The organism is Sphingobium sp. KCTC 72723 (assembly GCF_014280435.1).
Classification (GTDB): Bacteria; Pseudomonadota; Alphaproteobacteria; order Sphingomonadales; family Sphingomonadaceae; genus Sphingobium.
The window spans coordinates 2,124,912-2,141,955 of sequence record NZ_CP060388.1 but is presented as its reverse complement, the minus strand read 5'-3'; the positions used below and the strand labels follow the sequence as shown (position 1 = coordinate 2,141,955).

General features: G+C 64.0%; 13 protein-coding genes. 3 read left to right on the top strand and 10 right to left on the bottom strand.

The features are described 5' to 3' along the window. Window positions 1-5: 5 nt before the first annotated feature. From SPBM01_RS21895 to cysS, 3 genes are all read right to left on the bottom strand, one after another. Window positions 6-389 carry an excalibur calcium-binding domain-containing protein gene (locus SPBM01_RS21895; RefSeq protein WP_262504395.1) on the bottom strand — a complete coding sequence of 128 codons (384 nt, stop codon included), beginning with the start codon at window positions 387-389 and terminating at the stop codon, window positions 6-8. Between the two features lie 86 nt (window positions 390-475). Then, window positions 476-3,406, bottom strand: a complete 2,931-nt coding sequence (locus SPBM01_RS10600) for a CHAT domain-containing protein (protein ID WP_262504394.1) — start codon at window positions 3,404-3,406, stop codon at window positions 476-478. Window positions 3,407-3,486: 80 nt separating this feature from the next. After that, window positions 3,487-5,004 (bottom strand): cysteine--tRNA ligase, encoded by a 1,518-nt coding sequence (gene cysS / locus SPBM01_RS10595; protein WP_188065452.1) that lies wholly within the window; start codon window positions 5,002-5,004, stop codon window positions 3,487-3,489. Window positions 5,005-5,342: 338 nt separating this feature from the next. Here cysS and SPBM01_RS10590 point away from each other — a divergent pair, with 338 nt between their 5' ends. Both SPBM01_RS10590 and SPBM01_RS10585 read left to right on the top strand, forming a co-directional pair. After that, window positions 5,343-6,053, top strand: coding sequence for a Bax inhibitor-1/YccA family protein (locus SPBM01_RS10590; protein WP_262504393.1), 711 nt, complete (start codon window positions 5,343-5,345; stop codon window positions 6,051-6,053). 4 nt (window positions 6,054-6,057) lie between these two features. Then, entirely contained in the window at window positions 6,058-6,342 is a 285-nt protein-coding gene (locus SPBM01_RS10585; protein ID WP_188065451.1) for a zf-TFIIB domain-containing protein, read from the top strand. 337 nt (window positions 6,343-6,679) lie between these two features. Here SPBM01_RS10585 and polA read toward each other — a convergent pair whose 3' ends face one another. Together polA and SPBM01_RS10575 are read right to left on the bottom strand one after the other, a co-directional pair. Next, entirely contained in the window at window positions 6,680-9,451 is a 2,772-nt protein-coding gene (gene polA, locus SPBM01_RS10580) for a DNA polymerase I (protein WP_188065450.1), read from the bottom strand. Between the two features lie 60 nt (window positions 9,452-9,511). Beyond that, window positions 9,512-10,648, bottom strand: coding sequence for a serine hydrolase (locus tag SPBM01_RS10575; protein ID WP_188065657.1), 1,137 nt, complete (start codon window positions 10,646-10,648; stop codon window positions 9,512-9,514). A gap of 449 nt (window positions 10,649-11,097) precedes the next feature. Between SPBM01_RS10575 and SPBM01_RS10570 the strand changes: the two genes are divergently transcribed. Next, entirely contained in the window at window positions 11,098-11,943 is an 846-nt protein-coding gene (locus tag SPBM01_RS10570; RefSeq protein ID WP_188065449.1) for an alpha/beta fold hydrolase, read from the top strand. Here SPBM01_RS10570 and nadB read toward each other — a convergent pair. The 5 genes from nadB to purM form a co-directional block, all read right to left on the bottom strand. Continuing rightward, entirely contained in the window at window positions 11,940-13,544 is a 1,605-nt protein-coding gene (nadB, locus tag SPBM01_RS10565) for an L-aspartate oxidase (RefSeq protein ID WP_188065448.1), read from the bottom strand. The genes SPBM01_RS10570 and nadB overlap by 4 nt on opposite strands. A 3-nt stretch (window positions 13,545-13,547) precedes the next feature. Beyond that, a complete protein-coding gene (locus tag SPBM01_RS10560; protein ID WP_262504392.1) occupies window positions 13,548-13,895 on the bottom strand; it encodes an endonuclease domain-containing protein in 348 nt (115 codons plus the stop codon). A gap of 101 nt (window positions 13,896-13,996) precedes the next feature. Further along, window positions 13,997-14,929, bottom strand: coding sequence for an ABC transporter ATP-binding protein (locus tag SPBM01_RS10555; protein WP_188065446.1), 933 nt, complete (start codon window positions 14,927-14,929; stop codon window positions 13,997-13,999). Window positions 14,930-14,979: 50 nt separating this feature from the next. Further along, complete coding sequence (gene purN / locus SPBM01_RS10550) at window positions 14,980-15,930, bottom strand: phosphoribosylglycinamide formyltransferase (protein WP_188065445.1); 951 nt, start codon at window positions 15,928-15,930, stop codon at window positions 14,980-14,982. A 6-nt stretch (window positions 15,931-15,936) separates the two neighbouring features. Continuing rightward, entirely contained in the window at window positions 15,937-17,031 is a 1,095-nt protein-coding gene (gene purM, locus SPBM01_RS10545; RefSeq protein WP_188065444.1) for a phosphoribosylformylglycinamidine cyclo-ligase, read from the bottom strand. Window positions 17,032-17,044: the final 13 nt, after the last annotated feature.

Genomic DNA, 17,044 nt, shown 5'->3' with positions numbered 1-17,044 from the left:
TGTTTCTACCTGACAGGTTCGCAGGCTATGCCGTCATTGTCGCCATCCATATGCGCGCCATATCCGGGCTGTCCCCGATAGAGCGGCGTCGCGCCCGCGGCCCTGGCTTCACGACAATTGCGATAGGCACCGCCGGGCGTCGCACCTGAAACGGCATATGCAACAGCGCGCCGGTTCACCGGGCGCGTCGCATGGAATGCCACGGCATCCGGCTGCTGGTTGTCCAGATCCTCAGCGCTCATCCCGACTTCACGCGAGATGGTGTTGCGCGGTTTCCAATCCTGCGCCTGGGGCGCTGCCTGTTGAACCGGGGGTGTTTCGCGCAAGGCGACACCACCGGCCACGCCGATGACAAGAGCGCCTGCAAGCAGGGAGGGAGCCAATTGCATGGGCGCGACATTATCCGGGCAAGCGTAAACGAATTAATACCGCCACCGACAGGATCGAAATCGACCGGCTTTGATCGGTTATTACTCTAACGCCCGACCAGAATGAACGGCGCCCAGATATAGGGTTGCGCCGCATCGCTTTGGCCGGACGCCATGAGTTTGAGCATCGCGCGTTGCAACGCCACCGCGCGGGGCATCCCCTTGTTGGCGTGCCTGACCGTTTCGAGTGTGACGAACGCGCTGGCATCGTCGCGCACCGGCCAGTGCGACACCAGCAGCGATCCGGCCCCGGCATAGCGGAACGCCTGCGCCAGTCCCGAATAGGCCGGAGCCTGCGCGCTGTCGCCCGCCGCCGTGTTGCACGCGGACAGGATCACCCAGTCCGCGCCGATCCGCATCTGCGCCACTTCCGACGCGGTCAGCAATCCGTCCTCCACCGCGCCCGGCGCTGGCGGCGACAGCACCAGCGCAGGTTCGGTCACGCCCTCCATCTGGCCCGTGACCAGCCCATGGGTGGCAAACAGTATGACCGAATAGGGCGACAGGTCATGCCCGCGCAGCCCCGCCTCGCTGGCGTCGCTGCCCAGCATCAGCGTGGCGGATGCCGTGCCAAAGCGGCGGGCGACCCCGCGCAGTTCGTCGGCTGATCCGGGCAGCGGCGGCAGTTGTGCCAGCGCGGCGGCATCGGCCGATCCGCCGCGAAAATATTGGTTCGCCGCCATCAGCGCGGGGCGCGCAGGGGCATCGCCCGTCACCGGAAACGGCAGCGGCGCACCCACGCCCAGGAAGCGCGCTGGGGCAGCGGCGATGCGCGTTCCGCTCCGCTCCGCCTCCATCGCAAAGGATGGCTGCACCGCCAGCGCGAAGCGGCGGATCAGCCAGGGCGTATCCCGGCCGATCGCCGTCACCGGACGCTGCGGCAACAGCGCGAAGGGCAGCGACGCGAACGCGCCGGTCGGCACGATGCGCAGCGTGCGCGCCTTGCCCAGCGTCGCCATGATGCCGGGGGTGAAAATGGCCTGATGCAATTGGTGCGCCGCGTTCAGGTCCATCGTTTTGGGGGTCATCGACCGGCGCAGGCCATCGACCATCGCCACCATGTCCGCCCGGCCGGCAACCGCGCGCTCAATCCGCACGCCCGTCCGGCTGATCGCCAGCAGATAGACATGGCCGAACGCAGGCGTCACTGCCAGCAGCGCTTCGTCCTTGCCCAATGCCGCCTGCACCGCTGCCAGATCGGGTTTCAGCCCACCGCGCGCTTCGGCCCAGCGCGGATAATCCTGCACGATGGCCGTGCGCAGGCCGCGCGCTTCTCTGTCCAGTGCGTCGCGCGTCTGGCGTGTCGTCCGCACGTCGCCTTCGCTCGCCAATGCCTTGAGCAGCGCGCGATCGGCGCTTTGCAGCGCTTTCACCTTGTCCTGCAATGCGCGCACCCGCTTGGCCAGTGCCGGGTCGGCCACCAGACGTTCGGTCACCAGCCTATTGGCTTGCGCGATTTTCGATCCCGCCAATATCGCCATCGCGTCCAGCGCCAGCGATGCGTCCTGCATTTCGGTCGCGATGCTCAGGATCGCGTCGAGCGCGGCGCGCTGTTCGTCCGCCAGTTCGCCATCGTCATGCAGATTCTGTTCGTCGCGCAGCAGGGTGGCGATCCGCGCGGCGGCATCGGCCCGCGCGGGATCGGCATTGGCCCATCGCTCCATCATCGCGGCATTGGCCAGCGCAAAGGCGGGACTATTGTCGAGCGCGCCGGTTTCGCGCGCATAAATCCGCGCTGCCGCGACGGCGCTTTCGCGCTGTTGCAGGTCCAGCAGGACGGGGATCAGATTGGGGTAGACGCGCTGCCCTATGTCGCGGTCCTGCGTGCTGGCCGCGCGCATCCGCGCCAGCGCTTCGTCCAGCCGGTCGGCCGCCTCCTGCGGCTGTCCGTTCGCCCGCGCGATCAGCCCCAGAAAAGCCAGCGATCGCGCCGCCTGCGGACTGGCTTCGCCCTCGACCGCGCGAAACCCCTTTTCCGCTTCGACATAGAGCGGCTGCGCATCGGCATAGCGTTCCAGCGGCACCAATATGCCGCCCAGATTATAGAGACCATAATGGAAATAGAGGCTTTTGGTCCCCACCGTCTCCCGCTTGATCGCGACGGCCCGCTGGAGGTAATCGAGGCTTTCCACGCGCCGCCCAGTGCGCGACAGGATCAGGCCCAGCATTTCCAGCGCGCGGGCATAGCTTGGATGCTTGCGGTCCACATGGTCGCTCGCCACCTCGACCGCCAGCCGCGCATATTGTTCCGAATCCGCCTTGCGGTCGGCGCGCAACAACATCTGCGCATAGGTATAATAGGATGCCACCGTATCGGGATCATGCGGGCCAAGCCCGGCGATCCGCGCGTCCATGCTGCGCTTCTGCGCGTCCACCGCGTCGCTGTTGCGGCCAAGGCGCGAATAGGCCTGGGCCAGCGAAAAGGCGATGTTGGATTTGAGCATATAGTCGCCCTTTTCCAGCGTCTTGGGGTCGACCGAGGCGAAATGCCGGTCGGCATAGGCGCTCCCTTCCGCCAGCGTCTGCGCGCCGGTCGCCACGTCGCCATTGATCGACTGGATATAGCCCTTGATCGACATGCCCTGCATCCAGCTGATGGGATAGGCGTCACGGAACGGGGCCAGCATCGCCAGCCCCTTTTCCGCCTTAGCCAGCGCGTCCGGGTTCTTGCCGTCGATCTGGTCCATCGACGCCAGGTTGATGGTCGCCACGGCGGCCAGCGGATGAGGCAGGCCGTTCACTTTCACCGCGCTGCCATCGATGATCAACTGGTGCCATGCGTCGCGCGTTTCCTGCGACATGGACTTGGCGAAATCTTCGCGTTCGAACAATTGCGTGCCGCGCGTTTCCATCGCGCGCAGCCGGGCATAGCGGGGATCGTCAGGGTTGAACGCGGGCGCGGGCGCAGCCGCTGCCGACGGGATCAGGGCGGGCGAAACAGCCAGCGCCAGCGCCATCATGCACGTCGAAAGCCTCACGCCTGTTTCCCCCACGGATTCCCTGGGGGCAGCATAGGCGCGCGCCGCGCCACGCCGTCAAGTTACAAGCGTAACGATCCCTATGAGAGCGTCAGCCGCCAGTCCCAGCGCAGCGGATCGCCATCCATCACATCGACCCCGCGCGCGATCAGCGCGTCGCGAATCTGGTCCGACAGGGCAAAGTCCTTCTCCGCGCGCGCGAGCGTGCGCCGTTCCAGCTGCGCGTCGATTTCCTCCGGCATGATCTGCGCGTCCTTGGGCGCAATGCGCAAATCGGCGCGGGTCAGCGTCATAAGCTTCAGCCCCAGCGCCGCATCGAACGCCGCGATCAGGCACAGTTTCTCGTCCACCGGCACCTTCTTCAGGCCAATCACTTCCTCCAGCAGCGGCAGCGCGCGCGGCGTCATCAGATCATCGGCGATCGCCGCATCGAACTGCTCCAGCAACGGCGCGAGCTTGGGGTGCAGGTTCGCGCGCAGATAGTCGAGGCGCGGCGATTGCCACGTCACCCCCTCCGCGCGGGCCTTCAACCCCTCCACCCCCATGACCAGCCGCTTCAACCGGGTCAGCGCTGCGGCCAGATTGTCCCAGCTGAATTCCAGTTCCGATCGATAATGTGCCTGTAAGCACAACAGACGATAGGCCAGTGGATGATAGCCTCGATCAGCGAGCAGTTGCAGGCGCAGGAACTCGCCGCTCGATTTGCTCATCTTGCCACCGCGATCGATCAGGAAATTGTTATGCATCCAGATGCGCGCGCCGCTGTTTTGCGCGCAGTCGAGGTGGCCGTTGGTCGAATCGAAACCCTGGATCGCCTGATTTTGTGCGATCTCATTGGGGTGATGAATCTCACGATGGTCGATGCCGCCGGTGTGGATATCAAAGGGCAGGCCCAGTTCCGCGCGGCTCATCACCGAACATTCAAGATGCCAGCCCGGTGCGCCGCGACCCCAAGGCGAATCCCATTCCATCTGCCGCGTCTCGCCATGTGGCGTCTTGCGCCAGATGGCGAAGTCTGCTGCGTGGCGTTTGCCTTCGACTTCCTCGATGCGTCCTTCACCCTCGTCGGTCACAGCGCGGGCGAGGTGGCCATAATCAGCGATTGTCGACACGTCGAAATAAAGGCCTGAGGGAAGTTCGTAGCAATGGACTTCGGCGATTTGCTTCGCCGCTTCGATCATCTGAGGCACATATTGGGTAGCGACCGTCCAACGGGCCGGATCGCGGACACTTAGCCAAGCAAGGTCACGCTTGAATTCCGCAGTATAGAAAGCAGCAATGTCCCAGGCTGACTGACCCTGAGCGGCGGCAGCCTTTTCCATTTTGTCGTCGCCCTGATCAGCATCCGATGTCAGGTGGCCGACATCGGTAATGTTAATAACATGCGTGAGACGATAGCCCTTGAAGGCGAGCGTACGGCCTAGTGTGTCGGCGAATACATAGGCGCGCATGTTCCCGATATGTTGGTAATTATAAACCGTCGGCCCGCAACTATAGACTCGCGCATGATTCTCCTCGATCGGCGCAAAGGCTTCGATCGTGCGGGTCAGGCTGTTGAACAGGCGCAGTGGCGCGGGGATATGCTGGTCATCGGACATGGCGCAGCGATGGCGCGAAGCAGCGCGGTGGTCAATCCTCCTTCTCCCCTCCCGCTGGCGGGAGGGGCCGGGGGTGGGCCAGCACAGCGTTGAGGCAACCCGCCCATTTGTAATAAAATGTTGCACCCGGCTCCCACCCTTGCGCCGGTGCGTTCTTCCCCCAATATGACTGATGCGGGCCGGGCCCCTCTGACGCGCTGGACTTCCCCCTTGTCCAGCCGCCATGTCGGACCGCATCGGGTGCGCCCGGTGCAGGTTTTGCGACGATCCCCCCTGAATGTCGCAACGACCGCACCGGGCCACTCGAACCAACTTTTTGATGGATGGAGTGACCCCAAGTGAATAACCGCGTTCCCCTGCCGGGCTATGGTGCGAGCCAGACGGCGCAGACCGATGCCGGGCTGCGTGCGCACATGCTGGGCGTTTTCCGCAACATGGGCCTTGGCCTCGTCATCACCGGCCTTGTCGCTGCCTTCGTCGCTGGCACGCCGCCGGTGGCTGCCGCGATCTTCGGCACGCCGCTCAAATGGGTCGCGATGTTCGCGCCGCTGGCCTTCGTGTTCTTCTTCAGCTTCCGCATCGAAAAGATGACGACGGCGGGCGCGCGCATGGCGTTCTGGGCTTTCTCAGCTGTCATGGGCGTATCGCTGGCCAGCGTTTTTCTCGTCTTCACCGGCGCCAGCGTGGCGCAGGCCTTCTTCTCCGCCGCGATCATGTTCCTCGCCATGGCGCTGTGGGGTTACACGACCAAGCGTGACCTGACGAAGATGGGCAGCTTCCTCATCATGGGCCTGATCGGCATATTGGTGGCCAGCGTCATCAACATCTTCGTGGGTTCGTCGGCGATGCAAATGGTCGTGTCGATCCTGGGCGTTGTCATCTTCACCGGCCTGACCGCCTGGGACGTGCAGCGCATCAAGTCGGACTATTTCGTCTATGCCGGCCATGAAATGGCGGCCAAGATGCAGGTGATGGGCGCGTTGTCGCTCTACCTCAACTTCGTCAACCTGTTCCAGATGCTGCTCAGCCTGACCGGCGAGCGGGAATAAGCCGATGCGGGATCAAGCGGCCGTGTCCGCCATGCTCTGCCCGGTCTGTCACGTCGGATTGGCGATGACGGACCGGCAGGGCGTCGAAATCGACTATTGCCCGCAATGCCGGGGCGTATGGCTCGACCGGGGCGAATTGGACAAGATCATCGAACGATCAGGGCAGGGGGCCGCAGCATCGACCCCGGTGGCACGCCCCAGCTACCGCCCCGACCGCGATTATCGCGACGACGGGCGAGGCTATCCGCCAAAACGGAAGAAGAGCTTTTTGGAAGAATTGTTCGATTGAGCAAAGGGCCGGTCCAATGGATCGGCCCTTTCCGCATCACGCCCCGACCGTTGTTGCCGATCAGCCGTAATCCAGCCCTTATCCGTCATCCCCGCGCAGGCGGGGATCCATCTCACGTCAGTCGCGGTGCGAGAAATGGATTCCCGCCTACGCGGGAATGACGAACGCGAGGTAACGGCTTACCCCTCGCCCGTCATGCCAGCGCAGGCTGGCATCCCTCTTTTCTTTCCGCCGGTTGCGGGCAATATGCCGCGTCAGCAGGCAGGGAGATGCCAGCCTGCGCTGGCATGACGGACAAAATTGTCCTCACCTCCGCTCGACATTTCAGCGCGCGCCCTCAATGCGCCGCCCCCCAACTCGCCCCCGTGCCGATCTCCACCCCCAGCGGCACGCTCAGCTTCACGATCGGCTCGGCCGCGCTCTCCATCACCTGCCGGATCACCGCGCTCGCCGCCTCCACGTCGCCTTCCGGCACTTCGAACACCAGTTCGTCATGCACCTGCAACAGCATCTTCACTTGCCGTAGCCCCGCGCGCTCCAACGCCGGTTCCATGCGCGCCATTGCCCGCTTGATTATGTCCGCGCTGGTCCCCTGGATCGGCGCGTTGATCGCGGCGCGCTCCGCCCCCTGCCGTTCATGCTGGACCGACGCCTTGATGCGCGGGAACCATGTTTTTCGCCCGAACAGCGTTTCGGTATAGCCGCGTTCCCGCGCCTTCTCGATCGTTTCGTTGATATAGATGCTGATGCCGGGGAAGCGTTCATAATATTTGGCGATCATGTCCTGCGCCTCGTCCGCGCTGATTTCCAGCCGCCCGGCCAGCCCCCAGCGGGATATGCCATAGAGGATCGCGAAGTTGATCGTCTTGGCCCGCCCGCGCGTGTCGCGATTGACTTCTCCGAACAGCTCCTTGGCGGTCGCGGCGTGAATATCCTCCCCCGCCGCGAATGCATCGCGCAATGCCGGCACATCGGCCATATGCGCGGCCAGCCGCAATTCGATCTGGCTGTAATCCGCCGCCAATATGACATTGCCCGGCTCGGCGATGAAGGCATGACGGATCTGCCGCCCAACTTCGGTGCGGATCGGGATATTTTGCAGGTTGGGATCAGTCGAGGAAAGCCGCCCGGTCTGCGCCCCGGTCAGCGAGTAGCTGGTATGGACCCGCCCCGTATCCTTGTTGATCTGCGCCTGTAGGGCGTCGGTATAGGTGGACTTCAGTTTGGAAAGCTGCCGCCATTCCAATATCTTGCTCGCAATCGGCGCACCCTGCGCCGCCAGTTGCTCAAGGATGGTGACGTCAGTGGAATAAGCCCCCGACTTGCCCTTCTTGCCGCCCTTATACCCCATCTTGTCGAACAGGATCGCGCCCAGTTGCTGGGTCGATCCGATGGCGAAACTCTGCCCGGCCAGTGCGTGAATTTCCGTCTCCAGCGCCGCGATACCTGCGGTAAACTCGCCCGACAGCCGCGCCAGATGTTCCCGATCCACCTTGATCCCGCGATGCTCCATCCGCGCGATCACGGACACCAAGGGCCGGTCCACCAGTTCATAAACCCGGTTCGCGCCCTCATTTGCCACCCGCGTCTTGAACAATTTCCACAGCCGCAACGTCACGTCCGCATCCTCGGCGGCATAGGCGGTCGCCTTGTCCAGCGGCACTTCGCCGAAGGTGATCTGGTTCTTGCCGGTGCCGACCACCTCCTTGAAGCTGATGCATTCATGGCCCAGATGGCTGCGCGCCGCCTCATCCATGCCATGGCCCGACAGGCTCTGCCCCGCGTCCAGATCGAAACTCATGACGATCGTGTCGTCATAGGGGGTGATCTCAATGTCGTGCCGCCGCAGCACGGTCATATCATATTTCAGATTCTGCCCGACCTTCAGGACCGCATCATCTTCCAGCAACGGCTTCAACTTGCCCAGCACGGTCGCCAGCGGCAATTGCTCCGGCTTTTCGGCGAACATGTCGCGCCCGCCATGGCCGACCGGGATGTAACAGGCCTTGTTCGGCCCGGTGGCCAGGCTGACGCCGACCAACTGGCACGACACGCAATCGAGCATGTCGGTTTCGGTATCGACCGCCACGATCCCTTCGGCAGTCGCCAGCGCGATCCAGCGGTCCAGCGCGTCCTCGCTCACAACGGTTTCGTACAGGCTCCGGTCGATCGGCGGCTCCTTGGCGGCGACGGGCGCTGCCGCAGCTTCGCCGGTTCCGGCAACCACCGGAATGGCCGGGGCAGGCGCACCCAGCCGATTGAGCAGCGTCTTGAACCCATGATGCTCCAGAAACGCCTGCAACGGTTCCTTGGGAATCCCCTTGAGCGTCAGGTCGTCGAGCGGTTCGGGCAGGTCCATATCGTCGCACAGCGCCACCAGCCGCCGCGACAGCCGCGCCATGTCGGCATGGGCGATCAGATTTTCCTGCATCTTGGATTTCTTCATCGCGGGCGCCGCGTCCAGCGTCGCTTCCAGCCCGCCATATTCGGTAATCAGCTTGGCCGCCGTCTTGGGACCGATGCCCGGCACGCCCGGCACATTGTCCACGCTGTCCCCCATCAGCGCCAGCACATCGCCCAACTGCTCCGGCTGCACCCCGAACTTGCCGACGACATAGTCCGCCCCGCGCCGCTCATTCTTCATCGTGTCGTACATATCGACGCCCGGCTGGATCAGCTGCATCAGATCCTTGTCGCTGCTGACGATGGTGACATGCCATCCCGCCGCAACTGCCGCCTTGGTGTAGGTCGCGATCAGATCGTCCGCCTCGAAACCTGCTTCCTCGATACAGGGCAGGGAAAAGGCGCGAGTCGCGTCGCGGATCATCGGAAATTGCGGCACCAGATCTTCGGGCGCGGGCGGGCGGTGCGCCTTATACTGGTCGTACATATCGTTGCGGAACGTGTGGCTGCCCTTGTCCAATATCACCGCCATATGGGTCGGCCCTTCGGCCTTGCCCAGCTCCTCGGCCAGTTTCCACAGCATCGTCGTATAGCCATAGACCGCGCCCACGGGCTGGCCATGGCGGTTGGTGAGCGGGGGAAGCTGGTGATAGGCGCGGAAAATATAGCCGCTGCCATCGACGAGATAGAGGTGATTCTGGGTCATGGGCGCAGGGGATAGCGGGTTTTCCCCGCCCCCTCCACCATGCTTGCTCGTTCGGGGGCGCTACTTCTGGTGGTTCGCCGCCACCGCGCGCGCCACTGCCTGCATCAGCGCCCATCGTTCGGGGATCGCCACGGTGGTCGACCCGATCATCACCGCCACGGCATAGCTGGTTCCGTCCGGCGCGGTCATGATGCCGATATCGTTGAAGCCGGTGGAGCGCGGCGGCAGATCCTGCCCCGTCCCGGTCTTGTGCAGATAGGTCCATCCCGGCGGCACCCCGCCCTTAATCCGCTGCGGCCCGGTCTTGGCCTCCGCCATGATCGACAGCAACAGGCGTGACGATGCCGCCGACAGCATATCCCCCTGCTTCAACCGCGCCAGCGCCTCGACGATCGACGCCGGGGCCGCGCCGTCGGGCGGACTGGCGAGGTAATTGTCCAGCGCCTTCACCCGCGCCGCCATCGGCAACCGGGCGCGCGCCGTATAGAAATTGCGCCCGACCGAATAATCCTGCCGCCAGTCCAGCCCCGCCGTGGTCGCCTGCAACAATCGTTCGCCGGGGCCAAAGCGCACGTCGCGGATCATCCGTCGCGCCAGATAGCTGCGCACCGCATCCGGCCCGCCGACTGCGCGCAACAATGTGTCGTTGGCGGTATTGTCGCTCTGCGTCATCGCCCGGCGCATCAGGTCGGAGTAGCTGGTGGTCCACCCGCCGTCCTTTATCATCGCGGCGGACGGCTGGTGGAACAGGGTCATGTCGTTGCGGGTGATCGTCGTCGTATCGGTGATGCGCAACTTGCCCCGGTCCACCGCATCCAGAAACGTCAGCGCCACCCAGAATTTCGACACGCTCTGCTGCGGGAACAGCGCATTGCCGTTCCACGCCACGGTCCAGTCGGCATCGACGCGCCGCACCGCAATCCCCACCTTGCCCCGGAAACCCTGCCCCAGATTGCGAATGGTGCTGACCAGCGCGGGGGAGGGCGCATCCTGCGAATCGACATTGCGGTAGGGCAGCGGCACATTGGCGGCGGGGCGGATCGGCCAGTTATTGGCCATGGGTTGTGGACGTTGGGGTTGCGGCACGCTCGCTGCGGCCTGCGCACGCGGCGGCTCCGGCGCGCTGACACAGGCGGACAGCGCCGCCATCAACAGGACCAGGCGCACCGACCGCCCCCGGCTTTCATTCAACGCCATCATGTTCCCCGCACTATCCTTGGTATCCTATGGGCTGGCCACGGCGCGAATGGGCAAGGGCGATGCGACGAATGATTCCATAGCTGCGATGTAAGGAGGCTGAACGATGGAACGCTCCTGATGAAGGCGTCCGCACCATCCCGCCGCCCATCTTCTTCCCCTGCAAGGCAGGGCTATCGCATATGCCTTTTCTTCATCCCTACAACGTCATCCTGAATTTATTTCAGGATCCATCGTGCCGAAAAAGCCGCTGTTCGTGACGAGAAATGGATGCCGAAACGAGTTCAGCATGACGATTAAACGTAAGATTTTTTCTTATGCGATAACCCTGCCTGCCAAGGGGAGGATCAGATATCGTGCAAGGCTGCTCGACCAGGGTTCGGCTCGACTGCGGTTCCAAAATCCTCCGCTCAGTTGCGGTTCAGCGACCGGGCGGCAATAGCGGGCGCATGAACGATAGGACCATGAACAGGCGCACGCTGCTCGCCGGGGCGCTGGCGATCGGCGGCGGACTGTGTGCGGGCGCGGCGCAGGCGGCCCCCTTCGCATCGCGCCGGATCGCAGTCAGCGTGCGCGGAACAGGCCGCGACGTCATCCTCATTCCGGGGCTGGCGAGCGGGCCGGGCATCTGGAACGGCGTGGTCGCCGCGCTGCCGGGCTATCGCTTCCACCTTGTCCATATTCGCGGCTTTGCGGGCCTTGCAGCGGAAGCGAACGCCAGCGGCCCGTTGGTCCAGCCGGTCGCCGACGAAATCGCCCGCTATGTCACCGCCGCCGGGCTGGTCCGCCCCGCGATCGTCGGTCATTCGATGGGCGGCACGCTGGCGATGCTGCTCGGCCTCAAAGGACTGGCGCGCAGGGTGATGGTGGTCGACATGTTGCCCGCAGGCGCGGCGATGGTCGGCGGCACCGCCAGCGGGCTTGGCTTTCTGGCCGACCAGATCGGTGGCTATCTGACCGGCACGGTGGCCGGGCGGCGCTATCTGGGGCAGATGGTCGCGCAATCGCCCGGCGCAAAGGGCAGCGACCCCGACGTGATCGCCAGCGCGCTGCGCGACCTGGCCCATGTCGATCTCGCCCCGCGACTTTCCCGCATGACCGCCCCGCTGGAAGTGGTCTATGCCGTGGGCGCGGACAGTGCGCAGGCAGTCGACATCACGCGCCGTTTCCGCGCCGCCTATGGCCCGCGCAAGGGCGTCGTGCTGCGCGCCATCGGTCCCAGCGGCCATATGGTCATGGCCAACCAGCCCGCCCGCTTTCAATCGACGCTGGGCGCTTTTCTCAAAGCGACTTAGGGGGCCAGCACCGTATCGATCGCTTGGGGCAGCATGTCGGGATAATCCGTCGTATAATGCAGCCCCCGGCTTTCCTTGCGATGCAGCGCCGACCGCACCACCAGCCGCGCGACTTCCAGCAGGTTGCGCAATTCGATCAGGTCCGGCGTCACCCGGAAATTGCCGTAATAATCATCGACTTCCTGTGCCAGCAGCGCGACCCGGTGCTGCGCCCGCTCCAGCCGCTTGGTCGTCCGCACGATGCCGACATAATCCCACATGAAGCGGCGGATTTCCTTCCAGTTATGCTGGACGATCACTTCCTCGTCGCTGTTGGTGACGCGGCTTTCATCCCATGGCCGGATCGGCGGCGGGCTGGGGAGGTCGTCCCAAGAGCTACGGATATGCTGCGCCGCCGCTTCGCCGAACACGAAACATTCCAGCAGCGAATTGGACGCCAGCCGATTGGCCCCGTGCAACCCGCTTTCGGTCACTTCGCCCGCCGCATAAAGGCCGGGCAGGTCGGTGCGCCCGTCCAGGTCGATCACCACCCCGCCACAGGTATAATGCTGCGCCGGAACGACCGGAATCGGCTCCTTCGTGATATCGATGTCCAGGTCCAGCAGCCGCGCATGGATGGTCGGGAAATGATGCCGCACGAATTCCGGCGGCTTGTGACTGATGTCGAGGTGAACATAGTCCAGCCCCAACCGCTTGATTTCATGGTCGATCGCGCGCGCCACAATGTCGCGCGGGGCCAGTTCCGCGCGCGGATCGAACCTGTCCATGAACCGCTCGCCCCCGCCCGGCACGCCCGGCGGCAATTTCAGATGCCCGCCTTCGCCGCGCACAGCTTCGGTGATCAGGAAATTCTTGACCTCCAGATTATAGAGGCAGGTCGGGTGGAACTGGTTCATTTCCATGTTCGACACCCGGCACCCCGCGCGCCACGCCATGGCGATGCCATCGCCCGTCGCCCCGCGCGGCGCGGTCGAAAACAGGTAAGTCCGCCCCGCGCCCCCGGTGCAAAGGATCGTCGCCTGCCCCAGCAGCGCGTCGACATGGCTAGTCTTCTTGTTGAAGGCATAGACCCCCCACACATGCCCGTCGCCCGAATAGCGTTCGCCATGGCGGCTGGTAATCAGGTCGATCGCGATTCTGTCCTCGACCAGCGTGATGTTGGGATTGGCCCGCGCGGCTTTCAGCAACGCGACCTGCACCGCATGGCCCGTGGCATCGTCGACATGCACGATCCGTCGGTGGCTATGTCCGCCCTCGCGCGTCAGGTGCCAGCGTTCGCCAAAATCCTCCCCGGCGTTAAACGGCACGCCCAGCGCCGCCAGCCGCTCGATCGCCGCCGGGGCGCTCGACACGACGAACTCCACCGTCTCCCGATCGTTCAGCCCCGCGCCCGCGACCATCGTGTCCTCGACATGCGCGGTAAAACTGTCGCCCCCGTCCAGCACGGCGGCAATCCCGCCCTGCGCCCAGTTGGTCGACCCGCCATCCAGCGCGCCCTTGGCCAGCACCAGCACCTTGCGATCCTGCGCCAGATTGATAGCCGCCGTCAGCCCCGCCGCGCCGGAACCGATGATGATGACGTCATGGGTGGTGGTGGTCATACGCTACTCTACTTGCTCCCCTCCCGCTGGCGGGAGGGGCCGGGGGTGGGCCTGCGCAAGGGTCGTTTTGATATGCGACACAACGCCTTCAAGATTTTCCATCACATCGCGATTTGAAAAGCGCAAGATTTGATAGCCTTGCGACGCACAATAGGCATCTCGTCGTGCATCATACGACACCGTATGATCGTGGCTGTCCCCATCCAGTTCGATAATCAGTTTTCGTTCGCGGCATAGGAAATCAGCAAAGTAAGGACCGATCGGCATCTGGCGGCTAAATTTATGACCGAGCTTTTTCTGACGAAGTTGTTGCCATAACATCTGTTCGGGCTTGGTCGCATTATTGCGCAAATCTTTGGCGCGGAATGTATTGCGCGGCTTGAAACGTTGCGCTGGCCCACCCCCTAGCCCCCTCCCGTCAACGGGAGGGGGAACAGGCGGCGCTTCGCCTCTCACGCAGCCGCCGCCGTCAGGTTCAAAAACACATCCTCCAGATCAGGATCGCGCGTCACCACGTCCACGATCGCCAGCCCGCTGGCCTGCACCGCGCTCAACACCTGCCCCGCATTGGCGACGCCTTTCAGGTAAGTGATGGTCAGCGTGCGCGCGTCGCTGGCCAGTTCGACCTTCTCGAAACAGGGCGCGTCCGGCAACGTCACGACATCCCGGTCCACCGTCACCTGCACCACCTTTTCCTGCGCCATCGCCAGCAATTCGCGGGTCGGCTTGTCGGTAATCACCTTGCCATGATTGATGATGGCTATGCGGTCGCACAACTCCTCGGCTTCTTCCAGATAATGGGTAGTCAGCACGATGGTCACGCCCATGGCATTGAGTTCGCGGACATAGGCCCAAAGCTGCTGGCGCAACTGCACGTCGACGCCGGCGGTCGGTTCGTCCAGCACCAGTATCGGCGGCGCATGGACCATTGCCTTGGCCACCAGCAAACGCCGCTTCATGCCGCCCGACAATGTGCGGGCATAGGCGTGCGCCTTATCCTCCAGATGCACCGCGCGCAGCAATTCCATCGACCGGCGCTTTTCCTTTGGCACGCCATAAAAGCCCGCCTGATTTTCCAGCGTCTCATACGGGGTGAAAAAGGGGTCGAACACGATTTCCTGCGGCACGATGCCGATCGAGTTTTTCGCGTTGCGCGGATTGTCGTCGGTGTCGAATCCCCAGATGCGCGCCGTTCCCGACGTCTTGTTCACCATCCCGGCAAGAATGTTGATCGTGGTCGATTTGCCCGCGCCATTTGGTCCCAGCAGGCCGTAAATCTGCCCGCGCGGAATGGTCAGGTCGATGCCGTCGAGCGCGCGCTTGCCGCCCTTATACACCTTGGTCAGGTCGCGGATTTCGATTGCGGCGGTTGTGCTGTCGGTCATGGCTGATCTCTATGGGGATCGCGCGTGCGCAAGGGAAGGGGGCTTGCCCTTCAAAACTGATCGGCAACGTCCATCAGGCCCATCAATTTCCTCGGCGCGACCTGCTGCCAGCTCGAACGCAGCCGCGTGCCGATATGATCCCAGTCGGTGTCGCCCAGGTCCAGCCGGATGCCGACCCAGTCATTGCCGAAATAAGCGGGCCGGTAATAGCGTTCCGGGTCGCTTTCCATCAGCATCGCCTGCTCGTCGGGCGCGGTCGTCTTGACCAGCACGGCGATGATGCCGTCACCATGATGATCGCGCGTAAAGTAAGCGAATTTCTTGCCCTTCACGATGCCGAAGCAGGGCATCCCGTGCGACACGATCTCGTCCGCCTGCGGCAGGGCCAGCGCGGCTTCGCGCACCCGGTTCAGCAACCAGTCGGGCTGCCGCTCGCGCGTCACGAAATCGGCCAGCGTGCGCGAATAAAGCTGATGCTCGGCGATCAGGATGCGCGCGGCAAGGCTGTCGGGCGTGTCGCCGGGCAGGATCGCGACCGGCGTCTGGCCCAGCACCGGGCCATCGTCCAGTTCCGCCGTCACGATATGCACCGAGCAGCCAGCATGGCTGTCGCCTGCATCGATCGCCCGCTGGTGCGTGTCCAGCCCCTTATATTTGGGCAGCAGGCTGGGGTGGATGTTGAGCATCCGGTCGGCCCATCCGCTCACAAATTCGGGCGACAACAACCGCATATAGCCCGCCAGCGCGACATAATGCGCGCCAGCATCCCGCAACTGCGCGTCGATGATCGCGTCGAACGCGGCGCGCTTCATGCCCTTGTGGCTCTGGCCGAATGTCGCGATCCCCTCCGCCGCCGCCAGCGTCAGGCCGGGCGCATCCGGGTCATTGGCCGCGACCAGCACGATCTCATAAGGGCAGTCCGCCGCCTTGGCCGCATAGAGCAAAGCCGCCATGTTCGATCCGCGACCGGAAATCAGGACGCCGACTTTGGCTTTCGACATGCCGGTTTACCCCAGATGCGTGGCGGACCAGTCCGCCTGCGCGCTCCATGTTTCGGTCGAACCGCGCACGGTGCAACCCTTTTCGCCTGCCTGCACCACGCCGACCCGGTGGACGGTTTCGCCCGCCGCTTCCAGCGCAGTCGTAACGCCCGCAACATGGGCTTCGTCTACGGCCAGAACCATGCCGACGCCGCAATTGAAGGTGCGCGCCATTTCCGCCGGTTCGATATGCCCCTGCGCCTGCAAAAACGCCATCAGGCGCGGCTGTTCCCACGCATCGGCATCCACCACCGCATGGCACCCGTCGGGCAGCACGCGCGGGATATTTTCCAGCAGGCCGCCGCCCGTGATATGCGCCAGCGCGTTGATCATCCCCGCCCGCACCAGCGGCAGCAGCGATTTCACATAGATGCGCGTCGGCGCCATCAGCGCGTCGATCAGCAGCACCTCATTGTCGAAGATCGCCGGGCGATCCAGCTTCCACCCCTTGTCGGCGGCCAAACGGCGCACCAGCGAGAAACCATTGCTATGCACACCCGACGAAGCGAGGCCCAGCAGCACGTCGCCGGTCTTGACCCGGTTGCCGGTCAGCACCTTGTTCCGCTCGACCGCACCGACGCAAAAGCCCGCCAGATCATAATCGCCCGCGCTATACATGCCCGGCATTTCGGCGGTTTCGCCGCCGATCAGGGCGCAGCCTGCAATCCGGCACCCATCGGCAATCCCTGCGATCACGCGCTCGGCCACGCCGCTTTCCAGCTTGCCGGTGGCGTAATAGTCCAGGAAGAACAGAGGCTCGGCCCCCTGCACGATCAGGTCGTTGGCGCACATGGCGACCAGGTCGATGCCCACGCCATCATGCCGGTCATGGTCGATCGCCAGTTTCAGCTTGGTGCCGACGCCATCATTGGCCGCGACCAGCAACGGATCGTCATAGCCTGCCGCCTTCAGGTCGAAAAAGCCGCCAAAGCCGCCCAGTTCCGCGTCCGCGCCGGGGCGACGGGTCGCCTTGGCCAACGGGGCGATGGCGCGGACCAGCGCGTTGCCGGCAGCGATGTCGACGCCAGCCTTGGCGTAGCTATAGGATTCGTTCTCGTTCATGGTTCCGGCCCCT